Annotated in this window: 24 protein-coding genes; 6 read left to right on the plus strand and 18 right to left on the minus strand. The window is 74.5% G+C overall.

Annotation, left to right across the window (positions count from 1 at the left end):
- Positions 1 to 3: 3 nt before the first annotated feature.
- Together ACI781_RS09110 and ACI781_RS09115 are read right to left on the minus strand one after the other, a co-directional pair.
- Entirely contained in the window at positions 4 to 654 is a 651-nt protein-coding gene (locus ACI781_RS09110; RefSeq protein WP_456565769.1) for a maltokinase N-terminal cap-like domain-containing protein, read from the minus strand.
- A gap of 43 nt (positions 655 to 697) precedes the next feature.
- Positions 698 to 1,270 (minus strand): antibiotic biosynthesis monooxygenase, encoded by a 573-nt coding sequence (locus tag ACI781_RS09115; RefSeq protein WP_456565770.1) that lies wholly within the window; start codon positions 1,268 to 1,270, stop codon positions 698 to 700.
- Between the two features lie 99 nt (positions 1,271 to 1,369).
- On the opposite strand from ACI781_RS09115, the gene ACI781_RS09120 reads away from it, so the two are divergent.
- On the plus strand, positions 1,370 to 2,227 hold the full coding sequence (locus ACI781_RS09120; RefSeq protein WP_456565771.1) for a DNA-formamidopyrimidine glycosylase family protein: 858 nt from the start codon (positions 1,370 to 1,372) through the stop codon (positions 2,225 to 2,227).
- 43 nt (positions 2,228 to 2,270) lie between these two features.
- Here the strand turns inward: ACI781_RS09120 and ACI781_RS09125 are convergent, their stop codons facing one another.
- Positions 2,271 to 3,113 carry a PspA/IM30 family protein gene (locus ACI781_RS09125; protein ID WP_456565772.1) on the minus strand — a complete coding sequence of 281 codons (843 nt, stop codon included), beginning with the start codon at positions 3,111 to 3,113 and terminating at the stop codon, positions 2,271 to 2,273.
- Positions 3,114 to 3,256: 143 nt separating this feature from the next.
- Between ACI781_RS09125 and ACI781_RS09130 the strand changes: the two genes are divergently transcribed.
- Positions 3,257 to 4,270: a carbohydrate kinase family protein gene (locus tag ACI781_RS09130; protein ID WP_456565773.1), complete on the plus strand. Its 1,014-nt coding sequence runs from the start codon at positions 3,257 to 3,259 to the stop codon at positions 4,268 to 4,270.
- A 24-nt stretch (positions 4,271 to 4,294) separates the two neighbouring features.
- Here the strand turns inward: ACI781_RS09130 and ACI781_RS09135 are convergent, their stop codons facing one another.
- The 10 genes from ACI781_RS09135 to ACI781_RS09180 all read right to left on the minus strand — a co-directional run bounded on the left by ACI781_RS09135 (position 4,295) and on the right by ACI781_RS09180 (position 16,138).
- Positions 4,295 to 5,590, minus strand: a complete 1,296-nt coding sequence (locus tag ACI781_RS09135; RefSeq protein WP_456565774.1) for an ABC transporter ATP-binding protein — start codon at positions 5,588 to 5,590, stop codon at positions 4,295 to 4,297.
- A 67-nt stretch (positions 5,591 to 5,657) separates the two neighbouring features.
- On the minus strand, positions 5,658 to 6,491 hold the full coding sequence (locus tag ACI781_RS09140) for a carbohydrate ABC transporter permease (RefSeq protein WP_456565775.1): 834 nt from the start codon (positions 6,489 to 6,491) through the stop codon (positions 5,658 to 5,660).
- A complete protein-coding gene (locus ACI781_RS09145; protein ID WP_456565776.1) occupies positions 6,491 to 7,450 on the minus strand; it encodes a carbohydrate ABC transporter permease in 960 nt (319 codons plus the stop codon). Before ACI781_RS09145 ends, ACI781_RS09140 begins: the two co-directional genes overlap by 1 nt.
- Positions 7,447 to 8,706: an extracellular solute-binding protein gene (locus ACI781_RS09150; protein ID WP_456565777.1), complete on the minus strand. Its 1,260-nt coding sequence runs from the start codon at positions 8,704 to 8,706 to the stop codon at positions 7,447 to 7,449. The genes ACI781_RS09145 and ACI781_RS09150 overlap by 4 nt, the downstream gene beginning before the upstream one ends.
- A gap of 163 nt (positions 8,707 to 8,869) precedes the next feature.
- The gene (locus ACI781_RS09155) at positions 8,870 to 10,102 is read right to left on the minus strand and encodes a DUF4032 domain-containing protein (protein ID WP_456565778.1); all 1,233 of its coding nucleotides are present in this window, start codon (positions 10,100 to 10,102) and stop codon (positions 8,870 to 8,872) included.
- 103 nt (positions 10,103 to 10,205) lie between these two features.
- Positions 10,206 to 10,715 (minus strand): TetR/AcrR family transcriptional regulator, encoded by a 510-nt coding sequence (locus ACI781_RS09160; protein ID WP_456565779.1) that lies wholly within the window; start codon positions 10,713 to 10,715, stop codon positions 10,206 to 10,208.
- Between the two features lie 67 nt (positions 10,716 to 10,782).
- The gene (locus ACI781_RS09165; RefSeq protein ID WP_456565780.1) at positions 10,783 to 11,187 is read right to left on the minus strand and encodes a helix-turn-helix domain-containing protein; all 405 of its coding nucleotides are present in this window, start codon (positions 11,185 to 11,187) and stop codon (positions 10,783 to 10,785) included.
- Positions 11,188 to 11,391: 204 nt separating this feature from the next.
- Positions 11,392 to 12,066 (minus strand): CDP-diacylglycerol--glycerol-3-phosphate 3-phosphatidyltransferase, encoded by a 675-nt coding sequence (pgsA, locus tag ACI781_RS09170; protein WP_456565781.1) that lies wholly within the window; start codon positions 12,064 to 12,066, stop codon positions 11,392 to 11,394.
- Positions 12,063 to 13,517, minus strand: a complete 1,455-nt coding sequence (locus ACI781_RS09175; RefSeq protein WP_456565782.1) for a MiaB/RimO family radical SAM methylthiotransferase — start codon at positions 13,515 to 13,517, stop codon at positions 12,063 to 12,065. Before ACI781_RS09175 ends, pgsA begins: the two co-directional genes overlap by 4 nt.
- 53 nt (positions 13,518 to 13,570) lie before the next feature.
- A complete protein-coding gene (locus ACI781_RS09180; RefSeq protein WP_456565783.1) occupies positions 13,571 to 16,138 on the minus strand; it encodes a DNA translocase FtsK in 2,568 nt (855 codons plus the stop codon).
- Between the two features lie 74 nt (positions 16,139 to 16,212).
- Here ACI781_RS09180 and ACI781_RS09185 point away from each other — a divergent pair, with 74 nt between their 5' ends.
- The gene (locus tag ACI781_RS09185) at positions 16,213 to 18,159 is read left to right on the plus strand and encodes a S9 family peptidase (protein ID WP_456565784.1); all 1,947 of its coding nucleotides are present in this window, start codon (positions 16,213 to 16,215) and stop codon (positions 18,157 to 18,159) included.
- An 85-nt stretch (positions 18,160 to 18,244) separates the two neighbouring features.
- Here the strand turns inward: ACI781_RS09185 and ACI781_RS09190 are convergent, their stop codons facing one another.
- Genes ACI781_RS09190 through ACI781_RS09205 form a run of 4 tightly spaced genes read right to left on the minus strand, consistent with a single transcriptional unit; the run spans position 18,245 to position 22,198 of the window.
- Positions 18,245 to 19,942, minus strand: coding sequence for a ribonuclease J (locus tag ACI781_RS09190; protein ID WP_456565785.1), 1,698 nt, complete (start codon positions 19,940 to 19,942; stop codon positions 18,245 to 18,247).
- Entirely contained in the window at positions 19,939 to 20,835 is an 897-nt protein-coding gene (gene dapA, locus ACI781_RS09195; RefSeq protein ID WP_456565786.1) for a 4-hydroxy-tetrahydrodipicolinate synthase, read from the minus strand. Before dapA ends, ACI781_RS09190 begins: the two co-directional genes overlap by 4 nt.
- A gap of 47 nt (positions 20,836 to 20,882) precedes the next feature.
- Entirely contained in the window at positions 20,883 to 21,371 is a 489-nt protein-coding gene (locus tag ACI781_RS09200; protein ID WP_456565787.1) for a dihydrofolate reductase, read from the minus strand.
- Positions 21,372 to 21,379: 8 nt separating this feature from the next.
- Entirely contained in the window at positions 21,380 to 22,198 is an 819-nt protein-coding gene (locus ACI781_RS09205; protein WP_456565788.1) for a thymidylate synthase, read from the minus strand.
- Positions 22,199 to 22,289: 91 nt separating this feature from the next.
- On the opposite strand from ACI781_RS09205, the gene ACI781_RS09210 reads away from it, so the two are divergent.
- Positions 22,290 to 22,700 (plus strand): YkvA family protein, encoded by a 411-nt coding sequence (locus ACI781_RS09210; protein WP_456565789.1) that lies wholly within the window; start codon positions 22,290 to 22,292, stop codon positions 22,698 to 22,700.
- On the opposite strand, the gene ACI781_RS09215 is transcribed toward ACI781_RS09210, so the two are convergent.
- Entirely contained in the window at positions 22,690 to 23,901 is a 1,212-nt protein-coding gene (locus ACI781_RS09215; protein ID WP_456565790.1) for a winged helix-turn-helix domain-containing protein, read from the minus strand. The two genes, ACI781_RS09210 and ACI781_RS09215, sit on opposite strands and share 11 nt — an antisense overlap.
- A gap of 63 nt (positions 23,902 to 23,964) precedes the next feature.
- Here ACI781_RS09215 and ACI781_RS09220 point away from each other — a divergent pair, with 63 nt between their 5' ends.
- Both ACI781_RS09220 and ACI781_RS09225 read left to right on the plus strand, forming a co-directional pair.
- Positions 23,965 to 24,552, plus strand: a complete 588-nt coding sequence (locus ACI781_RS09220; RefSeq protein WP_456565791.1) for an N-acetyltransferase family protein — start codon at positions 23,965 to 23,967, stop codon at positions 24,550 to 24,552.
- A complete protein-coding gene (locus ACI781_RS09225; RefSeq protein WP_456565792.1) occupies positions 24,549 to 25,217 on the plus strand; it encodes a DUF2461 domain-containing protein in 669 nt (222 codons plus the stop codon). The genes ACI781_RS09220 and ACI781_RS09225 overlap by 4 nt, the downstream gene beginning before the upstream one ends.
- Positions 25,218 to 25,405 lie beyond the last annotated feature (188 nt).

Here is a 25,405-nt window from a genome sequence, read left to right on the forward strand (position 1 = left end):
GGGTCACCCGGCCCGGCGCACGACCGCGACCGTCCGGCGGACCACCTCCCCGTCGGGCAGCCGCACATCGGCCGTCACCGTCCCGGGCGGCTCGGCCTCCGGCGCGGGGGCCGGGTCGAGCACCCGCACCACCTCCAGGACCAGCGGCTGCCCGGAACCGCCGCCGCGGACCTCCACGGCCACGCCCGGCCCGCGCGGGGACGGCGGAGCGGCGAGCACCGGCGCCCCGGGGCCGGTCCAGCGGCCGGTCACGGTGGGGTCGGCGGTGTCGCTGCGGGTCTGGTGGGCGGCCACGACGTCGCCGGCGACCAGGGCGAGCAGCTGCTGCATCGCGACCGGATCGGCCACCGCGTCGGAGATCCAGCGGGCACCCAGGACCCCGTGCTGCGCGGTGCCGACCAGCGCGCCGTCGTCGGTCGGCGGCGCACCGCGGTAGGTCAGCGGGGTGGCGTACGTCGTCCCGGGTCCGGCCGTGTCGGTGACGAGGAGGAACTCGATGCCAACCTCCCCCGCCGGGTCGTCGAGCCGGAAGCCACCCGACCGGACCAGCACCGGCGGGCCCGCGTGGTCCCGGTACCACGGCTGGCGGGGCAGCCACGCGGTCAGCAGCTCCAGCTTGCCCGGCGTCAGCGTCGTGTCGTGGATGGTGGCCATGACCGAGCACCCTGGCACGGCGGGATGGGGCCGGCGCGGCCGGTCAGCGCGGCGGGTGCAGCCAGCCGCGGAGGAGCCGGGTCAGCGCCGGCATGACGACGTGGCCGAGCAGCAGCACCACGACGCAGGCCGACAGCAGCAGCCGCGCCGGCAGCGGCCAGCTCGACACGTGCGGCGCCACGAGCAGCTGGAGGCCCAGGGTGATGACGAAGACACCCAGGACCGTGAGCACGGTGGTCCGCCACCGCGGACCCGGCCGGGGAGGGCGGGTGGCGAAGGCCGCCAGCCCCGACACCCGCGAGACCCGCTCGCCGTCCACCATCCCCCGCATCCGCTCCAGGGCGGCCCGCCGCTGCGGCGACCGCTCCCAGGCGGCCAGGGCCGCGTCGTCGCGGAAGCGGTAGACCAGGTGGTACTCCGAGCCGCCCGGCCCCGGCCGCAGCAGCGTCCCGCCCAGGTTGCCGGGGAACGCCCCGGCCACGCGCAGGACCTCGGTGGCCCACTCCTCGAACGCCTCCCGGTGGCGCGGCCGCACCACCCGGGCGGCCGTGACGGTGACCGGCTCGGTCGACTCGGGCCGGGAGCGGGAGGCGCGGAGCGCGGCGAGGGCCTGCACGCGGGGCTGCAGCGCCCGGGCGGCGCCGGATCGTCCCGGGTGTCGGCGGCCTCACACCGCCCGCGAGCAGCGGCGATGTCCAGCGGGGACACTGGGGAGGTGCCCGAGGGAGACACCGTGTGGCTGGCGGCCAAGCGGATGCACCAGGCGCTGGCCGGTGCCACGCTGCGCCGCGGCGAGCTGCGCGTGCCCCAGCTCGCCGCCACCGACCTGGCCGGCCGGACGGTGCGGGAGGTCGTCCCCCGCGGCAAGCACATGCTGATCCGGCTCGACGACGGCTGGACGCTGCGCACCCACTACCGGATGGACGGCAGCTGGCACGTCTACCGGCCCGGTGCGCGCTGGCGCGGCGGGCCCGCGTTCTCCGTGCGCGCCGTGCTCGCCACCGACGAGTGGGAGTGCGTCGGCTACCGGCTGCACGACATGGCGTTCGTGCCGACGGCGCACGAGGACCAGCTGGTCGGGCACCTCGGTCCCGACGTCCTCGGCCCCGACTGGGACCTCGACGAGGCGCTGCGCCGGCTGCGGGGCGGTCCCGACGTCGAGGTCGGCGTCGCGATCCTCGACCAGCGCAACCTGTGCGGCCCCGGCAACCTCTACAAGGTCGAGTCGCTGTTCCTCACCGGCGTCCACCCCTGGGCGCGCGTGGGCGACGTCGACGACCGGCTCGAGCCGCTGGTCACCCGCGCCCGGACGCTGATGCTGGCCAACCGCGACCACCCCGAGCAGAGCACGACCGGGGACCTGCGCAAGGGGTTCGACCACTGGGTCTACGGCCGCAGGAACAAGCCGTGCCGGCGCTGCGCGACGCCGATCCTCATGGGCGACCAGGGGCCGGAGCTGCAGGAGCGGGTCACCTACTGGTGCCCGCGCTGCCAGGCCGCACACTCCCCCGTCGACCCGCGGGCACGCACCGGCGAGCCCGGTCGCCCCCGCCCGATCGCCACCCCCGGGTGACGGTGGGGCCGCGCGTACGGCCCCACCGTCGACCTCGTTCCGCTCAGGCGGGGTCGGGGCGCTCCGCCGGCTGCGCCACCTGGTCGGTCACCGCGGTGCCGGCCACGGGCGGGGTGCCCTGCTCGATCGCACCCGCCGCCGGCGTGCCGGTCACCGCGAGGGTGCCGCCGCCCATCGAGGCGCGGATCTGGTCGAGGCGGGAGGCGCCCGCGACGTCGAGGGTGGCCTTCTGCACCTCGAGCATGCGGCCCTCGACCGAGGTCTGGGCCAGCTCCGCCTGCCCGAGCGCGTTGGCGTAGCGCGCCTCGATCTTGTCGCGGACCTCCGAGAGGCTGGGGGTGTTGCCCGGCGCCGACAGCTCGTTGACCTGACGCAGCGAGTCGGCGACGTGCTCCTGCATCTTGGCCTGCTCGAGCTGGCTCATCAGCTTCGTCCGCTCGGCCAGCGTGGTCTGCAGCCGCATGCGGCTCTGCTCGACCGCCCCGCGCGCCTGCTCGGCGGCCTGCAGCGCCTCGTCGTGGCTGCGCTTGAGGTCCTCCATGGCCTGCTCGGCCGCGACCAGCTGGGTGGCGAACGCCTGCGCCGCCTGCTCGTACTCGGCGGCCTTGGCGGCGTCGCCCTTGCCGCGGGTCTGGTCGGACAGCACGAGGGCCTGCCGGGCGGACGCCTGCAGCTTCTCGACCTCGCCGAGCTGCCGGTTCAGCCGCATCTCCAGCTGCCGCTGGTTGCCCAGCACCGCGGCGGCCTGGTTGGCCAGCGCCTGGTGCCGCTGCTGCTCGGCCTCGATGGCCTGGGCGATCTGGATCTTGGGGTCGGCCTTCTCGTCGATCTTCGCGTTGGCCGACGCCGTGAGGTACTTCCAGAGCTTCACGAACGGGTTGGGCATGGGTCCTCCGCTGTCTGTCGCCGGCTGTGCCCCGCACGGGGACCCGGTGGGCCCGGCGGACGTCGTCCCCGCCATCGTCCCAGGTCTCGCCGCCCACTAGCCACCACAGGCCGCGCGGCGCGGCCCGCCCTAGGCTCGGGGCCGTGGTCGAGGGCGAGCCCAACCTGACGGTGGTCGGTGAGCTGGTGGTCGATCTGCTCCCGGACCCGGACGCCGGCGCCGGCCCGCACGGGACGGCGCCGCACTACGTCGCCGCGCCGGGAGGGAACGCCCTCAACGTCGCCGTGGCGGCCGGTCGGCTGGGAGCGCCGGTCACGCTGCTCGCGCGGCTGGGCACCGGGCCGATGGCCGACCCGCTGCGGCGGCACGCCGAGCGCTCGAGCGTCGACGTGAGCCGCTTCGTGGCCGCGACCGAGCCGGTCAGCCTGGCCGTCGTGGGACTCGGCCCCGACGGGTCGCCGGACTACGGCTTCCACGTGGCCGGCGCCGCCGACTGGCAGTGGACCGACGAGGAGCTGGCCGCCGCGCTGCCGGAGACCACCGCGATCCTGCACGTCGGCTCGATCTCCAGCTGGACGCCGCCCGGCTGCGACGCGATCGCGCGGCTCGTCGAGCGGGTGAGCGGCCGGCTGCTGGTCAGCGTCGACCCCAACATCCGCCCGATGCTCGCCGAGGGCCCGGCCGGCGCCTCCCTGGGCAACGACCCCGCCGCCGTCCGCCGGCGGCTGCAGCGGCTGCTGGCCCACGCGGACGTCGTCAAGGTCAGCGCCGAGGACCTGGCCTGGCTGGACCCGGGTACCGACCTCGACAGCACCGCCGGCGGGTGGGCCGAGCGCGGGCCGGCCCTGGTCGTGGTGACCGACGGCGGGCAGCCGCTGAGGGTCGCCCGCCCGGGCCGGCCGGTGCTGCGCCGCGACATCCCGCCGGTGGCCGTCGTGGACACGGTGGGAGCCGGCGACTCGCTGGCCGCGGGGCTGTTCGCCGGCCTGCTGCGGCGGGGGCTGGCCACCCGGGCCGCGCTGGTGGGGCTGTCCGACGACGTGCTGACCGACGTCGTCGACGAGGCGGCGCTCGTGGCCGCGCTCAACTGCACGCGGGCGGGCGCCGACCCCCCGACCCGGGACGAGCTGGAGGCGGCCCGCGTCCGGCCCGCCTGAGGACGGGCCGGACGCGGACCTCCCCTACGCTGCCCCGGCGCGCGTGGCGCCGCCGCGCTTGGTCCCGGTGACCGTCTGCCCGGTGCTCTGCGCGTGCTCCACCTGCTCCAGCCGGTCCTCGGTGGCCATCTCGGTCAGCCGGGCGCCCGCCTCGGCGTCGCGGGTCAGGTTCTCCCCGGAGTGCGGGTCGAACACGTGCACCTTGCGGGTGTCGAGCCAGAACTCCGCCTCCCGGCCCTCGCGGATCCGGCTGGTCGAGTCGATCGACACGATGGCCTGGGTGCGCAGCTCCTCGGAGTCCAGCTCCCGCGACAGGTCCCGGAGCTGGTCGCGGATCGCATCGGGCGCGTCGTAGGGGATGTAGGCGAACTGCGAGTCGCCCAGCCACTCCGTGACGTCGACCCGGGCCCGGAACACGGACCCGTGCGGCCGCTTCGCCTCGTCGACCAGCGAGGCGTCCTCGAAGTACTCGGGCCGGATGCCGACCAGCAGGACGTCGCCCTTGCCCTGCAGCGCGGCCGCCCGCGTCTCGTCGAGCTCGATGGGCCCGAACGGGGTCGACAGCCGGTTGCCGTCCTCCAGGGTCGCCGGCAGGAAGTTCATCGGCGGCGACCCGATGAAGCCGGCCACGAACAGGTTGACCGGCTGCTCGTAGAGCTCTCGAGGCGAGGCGACCTGCTGGATCCGCCCCTTGCGCAGCACGCAGACCCGGTCCCCGAGCGTCATCGCCTCGGTCTGGTCGTGGGTCACGTAGACGGTGGTGATCCCCAGCCGGCGCTGCAGCCGGGAGATCTCGGTCCGCATCTGCCCGCGCAGCTTGGCGTCGAGGTTGGACAGCGGCTCGTCGAAGAGGAACGCCTCGGCCTGCCGGACGATCGCCCGCCCCATCGCCACGCGCTGCCGCTGGCCACCGGAGAGGTTCGCCGGCTTGCGCTCGAGGTGCTCGTCCAGGTCGAGCACCTCGGAGGCCTCCTTCACCCGGCGGCGGACCTCGTCGTCGGGCGTCTTGGACAGCCGCAGCGGGAAGGCGATGTTCTCGAACACCGTCAGGTGCGGGTACAGCGCGTAGTTCTGGAAGACCATCGACAGGTTGCGCTCGCGGGGTGCCAGGTCGTTGACCCGCTTCCCGCCGATGACCATGTCGCCGCTGGTGATGTCCTCCAGCCCGACGATCATCCGGAGCAGCGTCGACTTCCCGCAGCCGGACGGGCCGACGAGGATCATGAACTCCCCGTCGGCGATGTCCAGGCTGACGTCGTTGACCGCGGGGAAACCGTCGCCGTACTGCTTGACGATGTTGCGCATCTCGATGGAGGCCATCAGTTCTCGTCCCCTCGGGAGGTCGGTCGGTTCTGGGGGTGCGGTGCGATGAGGGACATGAGGCGCGTCACCCCTTGACCGCGCCGTTGGTGAGACCGGCGACGATGCGCCGCTGGAAGAGCAGGACCAGGACGACGACCGGGATCGTGACGATCACCGCGGCGGCGGCGATCGCGCCGGTCGGGTCCTCGAACTGCGAGGCACCGGAGAAGAGGCCGAGCGCCGCGGGCACCGGGCGGGCGGCGTCGGTCGAGGTCAGCGAGATGCCGTAGACGAAGTCGTTCCAGGCGATGAAGAACGCGATGATCGCCGTGGTGAACACGCCGGGGGCGGCCAGCGGCACGATCACCTTCCGGAACGCCTGCCAGGTGGTGGCGCCGTCCACCTGTGCCGCCTGCTCCATCTCCCACGGGATCTCACGGAAGAACGCCGACATCGTCCAGATGGAGATGGGCAGGGTCAGCGACAGGTACGGGATGATCAACCCCAGCCACGTGTCGTACAGCCCGATCTGCCGCCACACGTTGAACAGCGGCGTGACGATCGAGATGACCGGGAAGATCGCCACCACCAGCGCCGTCGACAGGATCAGCTTCTTGCCCGGGAAGTCCAGCCGGGCGATCGCGTAGGCCGCGAACATCGACAGCAGGCACGAGATCGCCGTGGCGATCAGGCAGATGCCGAAGCTGTTCCGCAAGGCCGGCAGGAACAGGTCGCTGGCGTCACCGGTGAGGATCTCGTTGTAGTTCGTCCAGCTCAAGCTGGACGGGAGGAACTGCCCGTTGGCGAGGTCCGACGGCGCCTTGAGCGACACCGAGACGATCCACGCGATCGGGAACAGGCAGTAGATGATGATCGCGATCCCGCCGATGATCCACCAGGTCTTCTCCTTGCGGGACATCACTCACCCCTCGCCTGGGACAGGTCGACCTTGAAGCCCTTGATGAAGCCCAGGGCGAGCAGCACCACGCAGACGAACAACAGGACCGACACCGCGGAGCCGAGTCCGATCTCCAACCGGGAGATCGTCTGGCGGTAGGCCAGGAACGACACCGACTCGGTCTTGTTGGCCCCCGCGGTCATGATGAAGATGCTGTCGAAGACCCGGAACGCGTCCAGGGTGCGGAACAGCAGGGCGACCATGATGGCCGCCTTCATGTTTGGCAGGGTCACCCGCCACAACCGCTGCCACCACGTCGCGCCGTCGACCTTCGCCGCCTCCTGCAGCACCTCCGGGACCTGCGCGAGACCGGCCAGCAGCAGCAGGGAGATGAACGGCGTGGTCTTCCAGATCTCGGCCAGGCAGATGACGAACAGCGACGAGGCGGTGCCGCCGAACCAGTCCGTGTCCCCGGAGACCCCGGGTATCCAGGCGAACCAGCTGTTGACGAACCCGGTGTCGATGTCGAACGCGAACTGCCACGCGAACGCCGAGACGACCGTGATGACCGCGTACGGGATGAGGATCGCGGCCCGCACGACCGGCCGCAGCGACCGCAGCATCTTCGCCATGACCATCGCCAGGGCGAAGCCGAGGACCAGCTCGACCAGGACGGTGACCACCGTGATGAGCAGCGTGACGCCCAGCGCCGTCCACCACAGGGAGTCGCTGAGCACGACCCAGTAGTTGGTGAGGCCGTTGAACGCCTTGTTGTCCGGGTCGGTGAGCCGGTAGCTGAACAGCGAGTCGTAGACCGCCTGCAGGATCGGATAGGCGGTCACGGCCAGCATCACGAGGAACGCCGGGCCGGCCAGCATCCAGCCGAGCTTGCGCTCGGCCCGCGACCGGTCGCTCAGCGCCCGACGCGGTGCCGAGACCGGTGGGGTCTTCTCGACCGGGGGGAGCGTCGTCTGGGTCATAGCAGCTCGTCTCCTGCCAGGACGGATTCGATGAGGTCGGTGGCCGCGTCCGGGGTCGACTGCGGGTCCACCGAGGCCGGCGGGTGGTACTCCCGCTGCAGGCCACCGGAGACCTCGCTGTAGTAGGGGGTCTGCGGTCGCGGCGCTGCCAGCTCGAGCGACTCCCGGATGGTGTCGGCCATCGGGTAGGCCTCCTGCACGTCGGGGTCGTCGTAGACGGCGATGCTGGAGGCCGGGTTGCCGTTGGTGATCATGTACTCGGCCTGGTTCTCGTCCGAGACGATGCACTCGGCTGCCTCGTAGGCCAGGTCCACGTGCTCGCTGTAGGCCCCGATGCCGAGGTTGACGCCGCCGTAGGGCGGGGCCTGCTCGGTGTCCGCGTCGACCCGCGGGTAGAGCGTCCAGCGGTAGTCCTCGGGGACCGACGCGTCGAGGTTCCCGGCCTCCACCGCGGACTGGGCGCGGGCGTAGACGTACGGCCAGTTGACCATGAAGCCGCCGCGGTCGCTCTCGAAGCCGGTGGCCGAGGCGTCCTCGTTCTCCGTGGAGAAGGCGGCGCTGACCTGGCCGGAGTCGGCGACCGCCCGCATGATCTCCGCCCCGCGCCGCCCCTCGTCGGAGGTGAGACCGAGCTGGATGTCCTCCGGGTCGTCGGAGTTCTCCGCGATGATCGCGCCGCCGGCCGACGAGATCAGCGCGTTCAGCCACACCGTCAGCGACTCGGCGCGGATGCCCTGGGCACCGATGAGCACGTCCTGGCCCTGCGCCGCCGCGATGATGTCGTCCCAGGTCCAGGTGTCCGCGGCGTCGGTGTCCAGGCCGGCGGCCTCGGCGACGGACGCCCGGTACCAGAGCAGCTGGGTGTTGGCCCAGAACGGCACGGTGACGAGCTCGTCGTTCCAGGTGGACCCCTGGATCGCGCTCTCGACGACGCCCTCGGTGACCCGCTGGGCGAGGTCCTCCGGGACGGGGGCGAGGAAGCCCGCCTCGGCGAACTCCGGGATGAACGGCGGGTCGAGGCTCATGATGTCGATCGAGGAGTCCTCGGCGGCCAGGCGCCGGATCAGCTGCTCGCGCTGGCCGGCCGCCTGGCGGGGCAGCACCTCGGTCGTGATCTCGTAGGCCCCGCCGGACTCCTCGGTGCACTTCGCCGCGATCTCGGCCTGCCCGCCGGAGTCGGGGTTGGTGTACCAGGTGAGTGTCGGGGGGCCGCCGTCGTCCCCGCCGCACGCGGCGAGGGTGGTGGCGAGGACCAACGCCGCCGCACCTCCGCCGAGACCTCTCCTCAACGCCTTGGGCACCAGTCATCGCCTCCATCTCGGCGAGCTCCGTCGATCACCGCACGTCCCGTACCGTGGCCTCCCTCACAGCCGGGCGCAAGTCGGTCGTCACTCGGCCGTTACCACCGATCTGCCGTGGTCAGGGCCGGTTGGCGATGACCGACGGCGTGGTGAACTCCTCGGGGGTCCGGGGCAGCACGGTGGCGAAGTAGGAGCGCGCCGCCCGCGTGGTGCCGACGTCCCGGCCGGCCCGCTCCGACAGGAACCAGCGGTGCTCCAGCACCTCGTGGAACACCTCGGCAGGCTCCAGCCGCCCGGCCAGCTCCGGCGGGACGGCGGAGACGACGGGCTGGTACACCTCGGCCAGCCAGCGGTGCGCGGCCACCGTCTCCGGCACCGCCCCGCCGGCCTTCTGCTCCAGGTAGGCCCGGAAGGCCCGGATGTCGTTGACCAGCCGCCGCGCCTGCCGCTCCTGGGCCTCCAGCCCGGTCAGCCGGAACAGCTCGCGCCGGTTCCCCCCGGGCTCGGCGACCCGGGTCTCCACGCGCAGCCGGACGCCGCCGTCCGGGCTGTCGACCAGCTCCACCTCCCCCACGTCGAAGCCCAGGTCGTTGAGCCGCTGCAGCCGCTCGGCCACCCGGTAGCGCTGCTCGTCGCGGGAGAACACCTCCTCCCGGGTGACCTCCTCCCACAGCGCCTGATAGCGCCGCGGCAGGTCGTCGGCGACGGCGACGGGGTCGATGCCCTCGGGGAGCAGGCCGCCCGCGCTCAGGTCCATCAGCTCCGCGCCGACCCGCTCGCGGGCGAGCTCGACGTCGTACATCCGGCGGCCGCGCGACAGGGTCGGCTGCCGGTCGGCGGTCTCGGCGTCGACCAGGTAGGCCGCCAGGGTGCCGGCGTCGAGCCGGAACAGCGTGTTGGACAGCGAGCAGTCGCCCCAGAAGATGCGGGCCAGGTGCAGCCGCACCAGGAGCACGACCATGGTGTCGAGCAGCTGCTCGGCGGAGTGCCCGCTGGTGGGCCGGGAGAACAGGTAGCGGTAGGACATCGAGTACTCGAGGTACCGGGTGACCAGGACCGCCTGCTGGTCGTGGGGCCGGTCGACGCAGATGCCCAGCACCGACACCGCCGGCAGCCCCTCCTCCTCGAACTGACCGAGCAGCGCGTACTCGTGCCGGGCGAGCGGCTCGGCGATCTCCTTGAGGGCGTACACCCGCCCCTCGGCGGCGACGAAACGGACGACGTGCCGGGAGATGCCGCGCTGGGGGACGTCGAGGGTCAGCTCGGGATCCCACTCCTCCAGCGGCAGGTGCCAGGGCAGCGGCAGGAGGGCGGCGCCGTCGGTGGCCGGGGGTCGGAAGAGGTACCGCAAGGCGTGCTCCGCAGGGCCGGACGCGCCGCACCGCTCCGTCGCGGCACGGCGAGGACCCCCACCATGGCACGGTGACCGGCCCGCCGCACGGACGCCCGGCGCCTCACCCGACCGGGGGCGGCGGGGGGACGGCGGTGAGGCGGCGGGCCTGCCGGCGCCGGCCGGGTGCGTCCCCGGGCTGCAGCACCAGCCCGACCAGCCAGCGCGCCGCCACCTGGGCGAGGTCGGCGTCGGCGTCCAGGACCCCGGCGAGCTCGCCGGTCACCTCCTGCCAGCGGTCGGGCGCGGCCCCGAGCAGGGCGACGAGCTCGCCGGGGTCCGTGCGCCGGAGGGTGCGCAGCACCGGGTGCTCGGCGACCGCGTCGGCCAGCAGGACGAGGGCCTCGGCCGGCGGGAGGGCGGCGGCCTCGTCGGCCAGCCGGCCGAGCTCGGCGGTGAGCAGAGCGCGGACCACCTCGTCCTTGGTGCGGAAGTGGTTGTACAGCGTCGCCTTGGACACGCCCGCCGCCGCGGCGATCTCCTGCATGGTGCTGGCCCGCAGCCCGGCACGGGCGAACGCGGTGAGGGCACCGCGGAGCAGCCCGGCACGGGTGCGGCTCAGCACCCGGGGCATCGACCCGGTCCCGGACGACCCCGGCGCCCGCCGCGACCGTGCGCGCGCCGGGCGGAGCCGGGTCCGCTCATGCGGCGAGCGAGACGGCCTCTCCGCGGCGCAGGGCGGAGCGGGCCGGCTGGCCGGCACCGACCAGCGCCAGGGCGGGCTCCCCGGCCGGGAGGTCGGCGCCCTCGGCGGGGGCCTCCGCCGCCGGGCGGGCGGCCGCGGCGGTGGGCGGCACGGGGCGCAGGCCGGGGTCGGGGGCGCGCAACTCGCGGCTGACCTCGGCCAGCAGGTCCGCCAGCTCCAGGTCCAGCGCGTCGCAGATGGAGGCGAGCAGCTCGGAGGAGGCCTCCTTCTGGCCCCGCTCGACCTCGGAGAGGTAGCCCAGGCTGACCCGGGCGGCGCCGGAGACGTCGCGCAGCGTGCGCCGCTGCCGCAGCCGGTGCCCGCGCAGGGTCGTGCCCAGCTGGGTGCGCAACAGCGTCATGCCCGTCTCCTGTCGTGCCTGTGCGGAAGCGGCGCCACCCCGGGGAGGTGTCGTGCGCTCACGGTACGCGGCGCCGGGGACGGGGAGCCGCCGGTCCCCACCGCGTCCGCTCACGGCGTAACGCCCAGGTCCGACCCCGGCTTCCCGGTCCCGGCGCAGCGGCCCGGCACCGGCCCGCCGGCGGCGGCGGTCACCGGGGCGGCCTCAGGCCGCGGTGTCGGTGCGCTCGCCGGCCTCGCCGGGCCCGCCGGCGGCGGCCCGCCGCGCGGCGGCCGCCCGCATCGCGCGGGCGCTCGTCCGGCGCAGGGCCAGTGCCCGGACGACGTAGTCCAGGCCGGTCACGACGGTGAGCGCGAGCGCGGCCGCCATCACCCACCAGCGGGCCGACGCGAGCACCCCGGTCAGCGGCAGGATGTAGAGCCCGATCGCCAGGGCCTGCACCACGGTCTTCGCCTTACCGCCGCGGCTGGCGGCGATCACGCCGTGCCGGATGACCCAGAACCGGAGCAGGGTCACCCCGACCTCGCGCAGGACGATCACGCCGGTCACCCACCACGGCAGCAGCTCCAGCACCGACAGCCCGACGAGCGCCGTGCCGGTGAGCGCCTTGTCCGCGATGGGGTCGGCGAGCTTGCCGAACTCGGTCACCTGGCCGGTGCGGCGGGCGATGAGGCCGTCGTACCGGTCGGTGATGATCGCCGCGCCGAAGAAGAGCATCGCCCAGATGCGCTGGCTGTCGTCGAGCCCGCCGTCGGTGAGCAGCAGCACCGCGAACACCGGCACCACGGCCAGCCGGAGCACGGTCAGCGCGTTGGGCAGGTTGACCAGCCGCACCGACGTCACCGGCGTGGCGGCCGGGTCGGGGGCGACGTCGCTCATCGCGCTCGGCGTCCGGCCTCGGCGGGGGCGGCGGCCACCGGGGCCACGACCTCGGCGACCAGGTCGACGCCCTCGGTGGCCACGACCTCGGCGGTCACCAGCCGGCCCGGCACGGCGCCGGCGGCCACGCCCGTGACGGTCGTCGTCCCGTCCGCGTCGGGGTCCTGGTGGGCGGCGTGGCCGAGCCAGACGCCGGGCCCCTCCTCCGCCGACAGGTCCTCGGTCAGCAGCACCTCCACCCGCTCGCCGAGACGGTCCTCGGCGCGCTGGGCGGTCAGCTCCTCGACCAGGTCGGTGATCCGCCGGACCCGCGCGTCGATCTCGTGCTGGTCGAGCTTGCCGGGCAGCCCCACGGCCTCCGTGCCCTCCTCGTCGGAGTAGCCGAAGACGCCGACCGCGTCCAGCCGCGCCCCGACCAGGAAGCGCTCGAGCTCGGCGACGTCCTCCTCGGTCTCCCCGGGGAAGCCGAGGATGACGTTCGTCCGGAAGCCCGCCGTGGGGGCCAGCTCGCGGGCCCGGGCGAGCAGCGCCAGGAAGTCCTCGGTGCCCCCGAAGCGGCGCATGCGGCGGAGCAGGGACGGCGAGGAGTGCTGGAACGACAGGTCGAAGTACGGCGCGACGCCCGCGGTGCCGGCGATGACCTCGACGAGCCCCGGCCGCAGCTCCGCCGGCTGCAGGTAGGCGATCCGGATCCGGGCGATGCCGGGGACGGCGGCCACCTGCGGCAGCAGCTCCTCCAGCAGCCGCAGGTTCCCGAGGTCCTTGCCGTAGGAGGTGTTGTTCTCGCTGACCAGCACCAGCTCGGTGACGCCCTGCCCGGCCAGCCAGCGGGCCTCCTCGAGGACCTCGGCCGGCGGGCGGGAGACGAAGGCGCCGCGGAAGGCGGGGATCGCGCAGAACGCGCACCGGCGGTCACAGCCGGAGGCCAGCTTCAGCGCCGCGGACGGGCCCGAGGCCAGCCGCTTGCGCTGCAGCCAACCGTGGCCGGGGATGGCCGGGGCGTCGTCGCGCACCACCGCGGCGGTGCGCTCGACCGGGCTGATCGGGAGCAGGGTGCGGCGGTCGCGCGGGGTGTGCGGCACCAGCGGCCGGCCGGCGAGCACGTCGTCGAGCCGGTCGCCGATGGCGGAGTAGTCGTCGAAGCCCAGGACGGTGGCCTCGGGCAGCGCGCCGGCCAGCTCGGAGCCGTACCGCTCGGCCATGCAGCCGACGGCGATGACCTCGGCGCCGGAGTCGGTGGCGGCCAGGATCGCGTCGACGGAGTCCTTCTTGGCCGACTCGATGAAGCCGCAGGTGTTGACGAGGACGGCGTCGGCGCCCTCGGCGTCCTCGACGAGCCGGTACCCGTCGGCGGCCAGCCGGCCGGCCAGTTCCTCGGAGTCGACCTCGTTGCGGGCGCACCCGAGGGTCACCACCGCCACCGTGCGGGCAGGGCTGGGCGGAGGTGTCACCCGCTCATCGTAGTCGCCGCGCCCGCGCCCGTCGGGCGAACGGAGGGTGACGCTCAGCCCTCCGCTCCCCCACCGTTCCGGAGCAGGAACAGCGTGCCCTCCAGCTCGTCGGGTTTGACCAGCACGTCGCGGGCCTTGGAGCCCTCCGACGGCCCGACGATGCCGCGGGTCTCCATCAGGTCCATGAGCCGCCCGGCCTTGGCGAACCCGACGCGCAGCTTGCGCTGCAGCATCGACGTCGACCCGAACTGGCTGGTGACCACGAGCTCGACGGCCTGGACCAGCAGCTCCAGGTCCCCGCCGATGTCCTCGTCGATCTCCTTCTTCTCGCCGGCCGCGGCGGTGAAGACCTCCTCGCGGTACTCCGGCTCGGCCTGGCGCTTGGTGAACTCGACGACCGCCTCGATCTCGGCGTCGGACACGTAGGCGCCCTGCACGCGGACCGGCTTGCCCGCGCCGATCGGCATGAACAGGGCGTCGCCCATGCCGATCAGCTTCTCCGCGCCCGGCTGGTCGAGGATGACCCGGCTGTCGGTGAGGCTGGAGGTCGAGAAGGCCAGCCGCGAGGGCACGTTGGCCTTGATGAGGCCGGTGACGACGTCGACCGAGGGGCGCTGGGTGGCCAGCACCAGGTGGATGCCGGCCGCACGGGCCTTCTGGGTGATCCGGACGATCGACTCCTCGACGTCGCGCGGGGCGACCATCATCAGGTCGGCCAGCTCGTCGACGATCGCGAGGATGTAGGGGTAGGGCTGGTAGACCCGCTCGCTGCCGGGCGGCGCCGTGATCTCCCCGCGCTCGACCTTGCGGTTGAAGTCGTCGATGTGGCGGACGCCGGAGGCGCGCATGTCCTGGTAGCGCTGCTCCATCTCCTCGACCAGCCAGGCCAGCGCCGTCGCGGCCTTCTTCGGGTCGGTGATGATCGGCGTGATCAGGTGCGGGATGCCGTCGTAGGGCGTCAGCTCGACCATCTTCGGGTCGACCAGGATCATCCGCAGCTGCTCCGGGGTGGCCCGCAGCAGCAGCGACGTCAGCAGCGAGTTGATGCAGCTGGACTTGCCGGCGCCGGTGGCGCCGGCGACGAGCAGGTGCGGCATCTTCGCCAGGTTGGCGCAGACGAAGCCGCCCTCGATGTCCTTGCCCAGGCCGACCAGCATGGGGTGCGGGTCCTGCTTGGCCGCGCCGGAGCGCATGACGTCGCCGAGGCTGACGGTCTCGCGGTCGGTGTTGGGCACCTCCACGCCGACCGCGGACTTGCCGGGGATCGGCGCGAGGATCCGGATGTTGTCGTTGGCGACGGCGTAGGCGAGGTTCTTGGTCAGCGCGGTGATCTTCTCGACCTTGACCGCGTTGCCGAGCTCGATCTCGTACCGGGTGACCGTCGGGCCGCGCGTGAAGCTGGTGACGGCGGCGTCGATGTTGAACTGCTCGAGCACGCCGGTGATCGCCTCGATGGCGGCGTCGTTGGCCTGCGACTTGGCCCGCGGCGGGGTGCCGGGGCGCAGCAGCGACAGCGCGGGCAGCACGTAGTCGCCCTCGACCGGCTGGATGACCAGCTGCTGCGGCTCGTCGATCGGCGGGAGGTCCTCGGGCGGGGCGGTCCGGTCGACGACCTTCGGCCGCGCCACCGGCGCCGGGACCGGGGGCAGCCCGGTCGGGACCTCGACGTGGTCGGGGGCCGTGGTGCGGGTGGCCTCGGGGGCCTCGGCCATCGCGCCGTGGTCGATGACCGGACCGGTGGCGGTCAGGTCCTCCGACAGCGCCGTGCGGCGGCCGCGGCGGGTGGACGGGACGAGCTCCTCGTCGTCGTAGTCGTCCTCGTCGTACTCCTCGTCGTACTCGTCCTCGTCGCGCCCGGTGACGCGGTCGAGCCAGGCGCGCAGCCGTTCGGGGACCTGGTGGACGGGGGTGGCGGTGATGACGAGCAGGCCGAACACGGCCAGCAGGACGAGCAGGACGACGGCGACGACCCGGCCGAGCCCGGCGGTCAGCGGTGTCCCGATCGCCCAGCCGAGCAGGCCGCCCGAGCCGGGGTCGGTGGCGGACATGTCGGCGTCCCCCGCCACGACGTGCGCGACGCCGACGACCGACAGCAGCGCGCACACCCAGCCGATCACCAGCCGGCCGCGCGCCTCGGGCCGGGGGCCGCGACGCAGCAGCCGCAGGGCCGCGCACAGCAGCACGACGGGCAGGACCAGCACGAGGACGCCGAGCACGAACGAGACGCCGGTGGCCAGCCCGGTGCCGACCGGCCCGATGCCGTCGGTCCAGGCGGCCGCGCCCAGGACGACGGCGAGGCCGAGGACGGCGAGGCCCACCCCGTCGCGGCGGTGCTCGGGGGCCAGCGGCTCGGTCTCCTGCGGGCGGGCGACCGAGCGGGCGAGACCGCCGGCGCCGCGGGCCAGCAGCGACCAGCCGCTGCCGACGGCCCGGAACAGGGAGGCGGCCGCGCCGGGCCCCGACGGCTGCCGGGCGGCGGGCTTGCGGGCCGCGGTGGTGCGGGCGGCGGGCTTGCGCCCGCCCTTGACCGGCGGCCGCTTGCGGCTGGCCGTGGACCCCGACCGGCCGCGGGCGGTACCCCGACCGGCCGCCGGGCGGGTCGTCGTTCCGCGCGCAGGCATGCGTCAGACGGTAATCCCGCGGACGGTTCGGTCCGGGCAGGCGGACCGACGTGTTGCCGCCCTACGGTCGGGCCATGGCAGAGCGCACGGTCGGCATCACCGGCAGCTGGTCCACGCCCCTCACCTCGGCGCTCGTGGTGCGGGCGGCCGCCCGGCTCGGGGAGGTGGTCGTGGACGGGGACGACGTGTGGTGGGCCGAGTCACGCCCCCAGGAGGCCGGCCGGTCCGCGCTCGTGCGCCGCTCCGCCGACGGGACGGGGACCGACGTCCTCCCTGCGCCGTGGAACGCCCGCACCCGCGTGCACGAGTACGGCGGCGGTGCGTGGACCGTCTCCGCCGGGGTCCTGTGGTTCACCGACTTCGCCGACCAGCGGCTGTACCGGCTGGCCCCCGGGGACGCCGGACCGGTCGCGGTCAGCGCCGAGCCGGAGGTCCCCTCGGGGGTGCGCTTCGCCGACCTGCGGGTCGTGCCCGGCGGCGTCCTGGCCGTCCGCGAGACGCACACCGCCTCGGGCCGGGCCGCCGAGGTCGTGAACGAGGTCGTGCGGGTGGCCGACGACGGCGCCGTGGAGGTCCTGGTCACCGGGCCGGACTTCGTCTCCGACCCGCGGCCCGGGCCCGGCGGGGCGCTGGCCTGGCTGCAGTGGGACCACCCGACGATGCCGTGGGACGCCGCGCAGCTGGTGGTGCGCTCGGCCGACGGCACCGAGGACGTCGTCGCCGGCGGTCGCGGGGAGTCGGTGGTGCAGCCGGTGTGGGAGCCGGACGGGTCGCTGCTGTTCTTCTCCGACCGCTCCGACGTCTGGTCGCTGTACCGGCGCCGTCCCGACGGCTCGACGGAGCCGGTGCTCGACGTCGGTGCGGACCTGGCCGGGCCGCAGTGGCAGTTCGGCGCCAGCCGGGTGGCGCGCTGCGCCGACGGCCGGCTGGTGGTGGCCGTCCCCGCGGACGCCGGGGAGCAGCTGGCCGTGCGGGAGACCGACGGCCGGCTTCGGCCGTTGCCGACGCCCGGGTTCGCCGCCTTCCGCTCGCTGCAGGCCGCCGGGGACGCCGTGGTGTGCGTGGCCGGCGGTCCCTCGGCGGAGCCGGTCGTGCTGCGGGTGCCGCTGGACGGCGGGGCCGCGCAGGTGCTGCGGCCGGCGCGCGACCTCGGGCTGGACCCGGCCTGGTTCTCCCGGCCCGAGCGCGTCTCCTTCCCCACCCCGGACGGGGGCACCGGCATCGGCACCGCGCACGCGCTGGTGTACCCGCCGGCCAACCCCGGCGTCCGTGCGGCGGGGGGCGACCTGCCGCCGCTGCTGGTCGTCGTGCACGGCGGTCCGACCGCGGCCGCGACGCCGGTGCTCGACCTCGGGGTGCAGTACTGGACCTCGCGGGGGTTCTGCGTCGCCGACGTCGACTACCGCGGCTCGACCGGCTACGGCCGGCGCTACCGCGACGCGCTGCAGGGCCGCTGGGGGCTCGTCGACCTCGACGACGTGATCTCCTGCGCCCGGTACCTGGCCGGGGCGGGGCGGGTCGACCCGGCCCGCATGGCCATCCGCGGCGGCTCGGCCGGCGGGTTCACCACGCTCGCCGCGTTGGCGATGCGCCCGGGCACCTTCTCGGCCGGCGCCAGCCACTTCGGCGTGGCCGACCTGGGCGCGCTGGCCCGGGACACGCACAAGTTCGAGTCCCGCTACCTCGACGGCCTGGTGGCGCCGTGGCCCGACCGCGCCGACGTCTACGCGGAGCGCTCGCCGCTGTCGCACGTGGACACCCTCGACACCCCGCTGGCGGTGTTCCAGGGCGAGGAGGACCGGATCGTGCCGCTGGAGCAGGCGGAGGCGATCGTGGCGGCGCTGCGCGAGCGCGGGGTGCCGCACGCCTACCTGCGCTTCCCCGGCGAGCAGCACGGCTTCCGCCGGGCCGAGAACATCCGCGCCGCACTCGACGGCGAGCTGTCCTTCTACGCCCAGGTGTGGGGCTTCGACCTCCCCGCCGACGAGGACATCACGCCGATCGAGGTGCGGCGCGGTTGACCCCACCTCTGCGGTGTTCCTCCCGCTCTCGCGGTGCTGCAGCACCGCAGGAGCGCGGGGAACACCGCAGGAGCCCAGGCGGGTCCTAGACCTCCAGGACGGTGGGGATGATCATCGGCCGGCGACGGTAGGTGTCGCTGACCCACTTGCCGACGGTCCGGCGGATCACCTGCGACAGGCGGTGGGCGTCGACCTCACCGTCGTCGAGGGTGCGCCGGATGTTGTCCTCGACCAGCCGCAGCACCTCGTCGAAGGCGGCCGGGTTCTGCGAGAAGCCCCGGGTGGACAGGTGCACCGGCCGCACGATGGTGCGGGTCGAGGGCTCGACGACGACGGTGAGCGCCACGAACCCCTCGTCGCCGAGGATGCGGCGCTCCTGCAGGGACTCCTCGCCGACGTCGCCGACGTTCAGCCCGTCGACGTAGACGTTGCCGATCGGCACGCTGCCGACGATCGAGGCCTTGCCGTCGACGAGGTCGACGACGACGCCGTCCTCGGCCAGGATGATCCGGTCGGTGCCCATGCCGGTCTGCTCGGCGAGGGCGGCGTGCGCGCGCAGGTGCCGCCACTCGCCGTGCACCGGCATGAGGTAGCGGGGCTTGGCCACGTTGAGCAGGGTGCGCAGCTCGCCGGCGGGGGCGTGTCCGGAGACGTGCACCATCGCCGTCTCCTTGTGGATGACCGTCGCGCCCAGCCGGGCGAGGCCGTTGATGACCTTGTAGACGGCGGTCTCGTTGCCCGGCACCAGGGACGAGGCCAGCACGATCGTGTCCCCGGCCTCGATCGTCACCTGGTGGTGCTCGCCGCGGGCCATCCGGCCCAGCGCCGACAGCGGCTCTCCCTGCGACCCGGTGCTGACGAGCACGACCTGCTCGGCCGGCATGGACGTCGCCTCGTCCAGGGACACCATGAGGCCGGGCGCGACGCGCAGCAGGCCGAGGTCGCGGGCGACGCCCATGTTGCGGACCATCGAGCGGCCGACGAAGGCGACCTTGCGGCCGTGCTTCTCGGCGGCGTCGAGCACCTGCTGGATGCGGTGCACGTGGCTGGCGAAGCTGGACACGATGAGGCGCTGGGTGGCGCGGCGGAACACGTCCTCCAGCACCGGCCCGATGGCGCGCTCGCTCGTGACGAAGCCGGGGATCTCGGCGTTGGTGGAGTCGGCCAGCAGCAGGTCGATGCCCTCGATGCCCAGCCGGGCGAAGGCGCCGAGGTCGGTCAGCACGCCGTCGAGGGGCAGCTGGTCCATCTTGAAGTCCCCGGTGTGCACCAGCAGGCCGGCCGGGGTGTGCACGGCGACGGCCAGCGCGTCGGGGATCGAGTGGTTCACCGCGATGAACTCGCAGTGGAACGGGCCGGCGACGTGGTCGTCGCCGGAGGCGACCTCGACCAGCACCGGGTCGATGCGGTGCTCGCGCAGCTTGGCCTTGACCAGCGCGAGGGTGAACCGGGAGCCGACCAGCGGGATGTCCTCGCGCAGCCGCAGCAGGTAGGGCAGGGCGCCGATGTGGTCCTCGTGCCCGTGGGTGAGGACGACGGCGTCGATGTCGTCGAGCCGGTGCTCGATCACGCCGAAGTCCGGGAGGATCAGGTCGACGCCCGGCTGCTCGGCCTCGGGGAAGAGCACCCCGCAGTCGATGGCCAGCAGCCGCCCCTCGAACTCCAGGACGGCCATGTTGCGGCCGATCTCCCCGAGCCCGCCCAGGGCCATCACGCGCAGGCCACCGGCGGGCAGCGGCGGCGGGGTCTTCAGGTCCAGGTGGGGCTGGGTCGGTGCACTCACAGGCTGACGCCTCCGGCGGCGAGATCGTGGTGCAGCTGCTGGAGCTGCTCGGGGGTGGCGTCGACCAGCGGCGGGCGGACGGGGCCGCTGGGCAGCCTCAGCTCGCGGAGCGCCGCCTTGACGAGGATGACGCCCTGCGTGCGGAAGACGCCGGTGTAGACCGGCAGCAGGCTGTCGTTGACCGCCCGCGCCTTGACCAGGTCGCCGGACTCCACCGCGGCGACGAGCTCGGCCAGGCGCGGCCCGACCAGGTGGCCGACGACGCTGACCACACCGACCGCGCCGAGGGCCAGCAGCGGCAGGTTCAGCATGTCCTCGCCGCTGTAGTAGGCGAGGTCGGTGCGGGCGAGGGTCCAGGCGACGGCGCCGAGGTCGCCCTTGGCGTCCTTCACCGCGACGATGCGCGGGTGCTCGGCGGCCCGCACGAGCGTCTCGACCTCGATCGGCACCACGCTGCGCGGCGGGATGTCGTAGAGCATCACCGGCAGGTCGGTGGCGTCGGCGACCGCGGTGAAGTGCCGCAGCAGGCCCGCCTGCGGCGGCTTGTTGTAGTACGGCGTCACGACCATGAGGCCGTGGGCGCCCAGGCGCTCGGCGTCGCGGGCCTTGTCGATGGAGTGCGCCGTGTCGTTGGTGCCGACGCCGGCGACGACGACGGCGCGGTCGCCCACGGCGTCCAGCACGGCCTCGAGGACGGCGCGCTGCTCGGCGTCGCTGAGGGTCGGGGACTCCCCCGTCGTCCCGGCGACGACCAGGCCGTCGTGCGCGCCGCGGTCGACCAGGTGGGCGGCCAGCTCCTGCGCGCCGGCGAGGTCGATCGAGCCGTCCTCGGCCAGCGGCGTGACCATCGCCGTGAGCACGCGCCCGAACGGCCGGGCGGGGTCGCTGGTCATGGGGTGAATCTACCCAGCCGGGCCGACGCCACCCGCTGTCCGGGCGCTCAGCGCCGGTGGTCGCGGACCGCGTAGCGCAGCCCGGTGGACGGCGACGTCGTCCAGCCCTCGTCCGGCGTGCGGGCGACCAGCCGCCAGCCGGCGTCCAGGACCGGCGCCCGGGTGTCGCCCTCGACGGCCAGGTCGACCTCGGTGACCACGGCGCGCTCGGCCTGCGCCAGGAACTGGGCGTACACGGTGCCGCCGCCGATCACCCAGCAGTCGGGGTACCGGTCGAGCACCTGGTCGACCGAGTGCGCGGGCTGCGCCCCGTCGGCCGCCCACCGCCGGTCGGTGGTGAGCACGACGTTGGTGCGGCCGGGCAGCGGGCGGGACCGCGCCGGCAGCGACTCCCAGGTGCGCCGGCCCATCACGACCGTCGACCCGGTGGTCAGGGCGCGGAAGCTGCGCAGGTCCTCGGGCAGGTGCCAGGGCAGCGCGCCGTCCGCGCCGATGACCCGGTCCCGCGCCTGGGCCCAGATCAGCGAGATCGCCATCCGCGGGGTCAGACGGCGACGGCGGCGCGGATGGCCGGGTGCGGGTCGTACCCGTGGACGGCGACGTGACCGGGGGTGTAGTCGAACAGCGACGGCGCCGGCCCCAGCTCCAGCGTGGGGAACGGCCGGGCCGGGCGGGACAGCTGCTCGCGCACCTGCTCGTGGTGGTTGTCGTACACGTGGCAGTCGCCCCCCACCCAGATGAAGTCGCCGGGCTCGAGGCCGACCTGCGCGGCGACCATGTGGGTGAGCAGCGCGTAGCTGGCGATGTTGAAGGGCACGCCGAGGAACATGTCCGCGCTGCGCTGGTAGAGCTGGCAGGACAGCCGCCCGCCGGCGACGTGGAACTGGAACAGGGCGTGGCAGGGGGCCAGCGCCATCTCGGGGAGGGCGGCCACGTTCCAGGCGGACACCACCATCCGGCGGGAGTCAGGGTCGCGGCGCAGGGTGTCCAGCACCCCGGTGAGCTGGTCGACCGTCTCCCCCGACGGCGTCGGCCAGGAACGCCACTGGACGCCGTAGACCGGGCCGAGCTCGCCGGCCGGCGACGCCCACTCGTCCCAGATGGTGACGCCGTGCTCGTGCAGGTAGGCCAGGTTGCTCTCGCCGCGAAGGAACCACAGCAGCTCGACCACGATCGAGCGCAGGTGCACCTTCTTGGTGGTCAGCAGCGGGAAGCCGGCGGAGAGGTCGTAGCGCAACCGCTCGCCGAACAGGCTGACCGTGCCGGTGCCGGTGCGGTCGGACTTCGGCGTCCCCTGCTCCAGCACGCGCCGCAGGAGGTCCTCGTACTGCGTGTCGACCGGCTGCCCGGCGGTGCCTACCACGGAGAGCCAATCTACGTGGCTGTGCGCGATCCACGCGCCTCTCCCGACGGGTGGCGGGATGCGATGTAGCCGACCAGCCACACTCTCGGTCATGGAGTGGTGGGCCACGCTGCTGGCCGTCGTCGGCGGGGTGCTGGTCCTGTGGGCGCTGCTGCTGGCGCTGCTGTGGCGTTCCCGGCCGGCGGACCTGACCGTGCGCGAGGCCCTGCGGCTGCTGCCGGACCTGGTCCGGCTGGTCGAGCGGCTGGCCCGCGACCGGGAGGTCCCGCGCGGCGTCCGGGTGCGGCTGTGGCTGCTGCTGGCCTACCTGCTGTCGCCGATCGACCTGGTGCCGGACGTCGTGCCGGTGCTCGGCTACGCCGACGACGTCGTCGTGGTCGCGCTCGCGCTGCGTGCCGTGGTGCGGCGGGCGGGCGCCGACGCGCTGGACCGCGCGTGGCCGGGCAGCCCGGCGGGCCTGGCCGTGGTGCGGCGGCTGGCCGGGGTCCGCCTCACGCCGTGACGGCGACGAGCTCGGGCGCGAGGTCCCCGGCCCCGGAGACGACGACCTGCTCCAGCTCCAGCCAGCCGGCCATGAGCGACAGCTCCTCGGCGAGCTCGGCGGCCACCTCGGCCCGGTCGACCCCGGGCTCGGCGTGCACGGCCTGGACGAGCAGGGCGCCGGCCTTCCGGTCGGCCTTGAGGTCGACGCGGGCCACCAGCCGGTCGCCGAGGAGGAACGGCAGCACGTAGTAGCCGTGCACCCGCCGCGCCGCGGGCGTGTAGATCTCGAGGCGGTACCGGAAGCCGAACATGCGCTCCACGCGGGGCCGCTCCCAGACCAGCGAGTCGAACGGGCTCAGCAGCGCCCGCGCGCGGGCCCACCGCGGCCGGCGGGCGGCCGGGTCCAGCCAGGCCGGCGCGCCCCAGCCGTCGACCTCCACGGGCAGCAGCTCCCCGGCGTCGGCCAGCTCCGCGATCGCCGTGCGCGCGGCCGCCGGGCGCAGCCGGAAGTAGTCCCGCAGGTCGCGCTCGGTCGCGACACCGAGCGCCCGGGCCGCCGTGCGGACGAGCTCGCGGAACGCCTCCGCCGGCTCCGGGGTCGGGGCCTGCAGGACGGCCGCCGGAAGGACGCGCTCGGTGAGGTCGTAGACCCGCTCGAAGCCCGCGGTGCGGCAGCGCGAGGTGAGGACGCCGGCGAAGAACAGCCACTCGAGCGCGGTCTTGGCCGGGTGCCAGTTCCACATGGTGCCCGGCCGCTCGCGCCGCGTCTCGAGCAGCTCGCTGGCCCTGGTGGGCCCGTGCACGCGCACCCGGTCCAGCACCTCGGCGACGTAGCCCGGGCGCTCCCGCTGGAGCCGGACCATGTTCCCCCAGGCCGTCCGCTCCGCGTCCGCCATCCGCCAGCGCAGGTACGGGTGCAGCCGCACGGGCAGGAAGGACGCCTCGTGCGCCCAGTACTCGAAGACCTCGTGCCGGCGGTCGGTGAAGTCGTCGAGCCCCGCCCGGCGGTAGGCGCCCAGACGGCTGAAGTAGGGCAGGTAGTGCGACCGGGAGACGACGTTGACCGAGTCGAGCTGGACGACGCCGAGCCGGTCGGTCACCCGGCGCAGCTGCCGGCTGTCCAGGGCGCCGGACGGGCGCGGGTCCGCCAGCCCCTGGGCCGCCAGGGCGATGCGCCGGGCCAGCGGGGCGGGGAGCCGGTCGACGGCGGGGACGGTCACGCCTGACGATCCTGCCTGCCGGTACCGACGGTTCCCGCCCCCACCTGCGCCTACGCTGCCCGCGTGGAACCGCCCGCCTTCCCCCGGTCGACCGGGACCGCCGAGGTCTCGGTCCGGCCGGCGCGGGCGTCGGACGCCGCCGAGGTCGCCCGCGTCCAGGCCGTCACGTGGCGGACGGCCTACCGCGAGGTGCTCCCGCCGGAGCTGCTCGACGACTGGGACGACGCGGCCGCGACGGAGGTGTGGCGGGCCGCGGTGCTGTCGCCGCCGACGCCGGCGCACGGCGTGCTGGTCGCCGTCGAGGGCGCCGCGGTCGTCGGCTTCGCCGCCTACGGCCCGCCGGAGGTGTCCCCGGGCGACCCGGGCGCAGCGGAGGGTCCGACCACCCAGGTCGCGGCGCTGTCGGTCGAGCCGCGGTGGGGACGCCGCGGCCACGGCAGCCGGCTGCTGGCCGCGGTCGCCGACCTCGCGGGCGCCGGCGGCGCGGCGCGGCTGCAGATGTGGGTGCCCGAGGCCGACCGGGTGACGGCGCGGTTCCTGGAGTCCGCCGGCTGGGCCCGGGAACGGTGGGTCCGCACGCTCGACACCGGGGCGGCGCCGCTGCGCGAGGTGTCCTGGCACGCGGTGCTGGACGAGACGGAGGCGCGGTGACGTTCGAGGGCTTCCCCGACGAGGGCCTGATGTTCTACGAGAGCCTCGAGGCGGACAACAGCAGGACCTACTGGACGGCGCAGCGGCCGGTCTACGAGTCGAGCGTGCGTGCGCCGATGCAGGCGCTCGTGGACGAGCTCGCCGCCGAGTTCGGCGCCGCGAAGCTGTTCCGCCCGCACCGCGACGTGCGCTTCAGCCACGACAAGACGCCGTACAAGACCCATCAGGGCGCGGTGGTCGACGAGCAGCCCGGTGGCGGTGCCGGCGCCTGGTACGTGCAGATCTCGGCGGACGGGCTCCGGGTGGCCGGCGGCGCGTGGCGGCTGGAGTCCGACCAGGTGGCCCGGTACCGGCGCGCCGTCGTCGACGACGTCCAGGGGCCCCGCCTCGCGGCGGAGATCGCCCGGCTGGTGTCCCTCGGCTGGGCGGTCGGCGGAGACCGGCTGACCCGACCGCCGCGCGGTTTCGACGTCCCCGCCGACGACCGCGCCGACCTCCTGCTGCACCGGTCCCTGAACGTCTCCCAGCAGTGGGAGCCCGCGGACTGGCTGCACTCGCGGCAGGCGCTGGACCGCGTCCGGACGGCCTGGCGTGAGGTGGTGGACCTCAACCGCTGGCTCGCCGACAACGTCGGAGCAACGACGAAGGAACGCCGCCGCCGCTGACCAGCTGCGCAGAACCGCGGTCCTGCTCCGTGCGGCAGCGCGGTCCTGCCCGGTGCAGGAGTGCGGTCGTGTGCGCGGGTCGGGGGAATGCGAGAAGGGGCCCCCCCCGGGGGGGGGGGGCCGTCTGCGCCTCGCTTTCGTGCGGGGGCCTACACAACCACCCCCTCTCCCCGGCACTGCTCTCTCCC

It is taken from the genome of Blastococcus sp. SYSU D00695 (assembly GCF_054050555.1).

What these genes read in the sequence shown, in the direction of transcription:
- pgsA (WP_456565781.1), bottom strand. Translation starts at nt 12,066, where the DNA reads ATGAGCGACGTCGCCCCCGACCCGGCCGCCACGCCGGTGACGTCGGTG.
- ACI781_RS09200 (WP_456565787.1), bottom strand. Translation starts at nt 21,371, where the DNA reads ATGGCGATCTCGCTGATCTGGGCCCAGGCGCGGGACCGGGTCATCGGC.
- dapA (WP_456565786.1), bottom strand. Translation starts at nt 20,835, where the DNA reads ATGACCAGCGACCCCGCCCGGCCGTTCGGGCGCGTGCTCACGGCGATG.
- ACI781_RS09185 (WP_456565784.1), top strand. Translation starts at nt 16,213, where the DNA reads ATGGCAGAGCGCACGGTCGGCATCACCGGCAGCTGGTCCACGCCCCTC.
- ACI781_RS09140 (WP_456565775.1), bottom strand. Translation starts at nt 6,491, where the DNA reads ATGTCCCGCAAGGAGAAGACCTGGTGGATCATCGGCGGGATCGCGATC.
- ACI781_RS09165 (WP_456565780.1), bottom strand. Translation starts at nt 11,187, where the DNA reads ATGACGCTGTTGCGCACCCAGCTGGGCACGACCCTGCGCGGGCACCGG.
- ACI781_RS09180 (WP_456565783.1), bottom strand. Translation starts at nt 16,138, where the DNA reads ATGCCTGCGCGCGGAACGACGACCCGCCCGGCGGCCGGTCGGGGTACC.
- ACI781_RS09145 (WP_456565776.1), bottom strand. Translation starts at nt 7,450, where the DNA reads ATGACCCAGACGACGCTCCCCCCGGTCGAGAAGACCCCACCGGTCTCG.
- ACI781_RS09160 (WP_456565779.1), bottom strand. Translation starts at nt 10,715, where the DNA reads ATGCCCCGGGTGCTGAGCCGCACCCGTGCCGGGCTGCTCCGCGGTGCC.
- ACI781_RS09210 (WP_456565789.1), top strand. Translation starts at nt 22,290, where the DNA reads ATGGAGTGGTGGGCCACGCTGCTGGCCGTCGTCGGCGGGGTGCTGGTC.
- ACI781_RS09110 (WP_456565769.1), bottom strand. Translation starts at nt 654, where the DNA reads ATGGCCACCATCCACGACACGACGCTGACGCCGGGCAAGCTGGAGCTG.
- ACI781_RS09135 (WP_456565774.1), bottom strand. Translation starts at nt 5,590, where the DNA reads ATGGCCTCCATCGAGATGCGCAACATCGTCAAGCAGTACGGCGACGGT.
- ACI781_RS09125 (WP_456565772.1), bottom strand. Translation starts at nt 3,113, where the DNA reads ATGCCCAACCCGTTCGTGAAGCTCTGGAAGTACCTCACGGCGTCGGCC.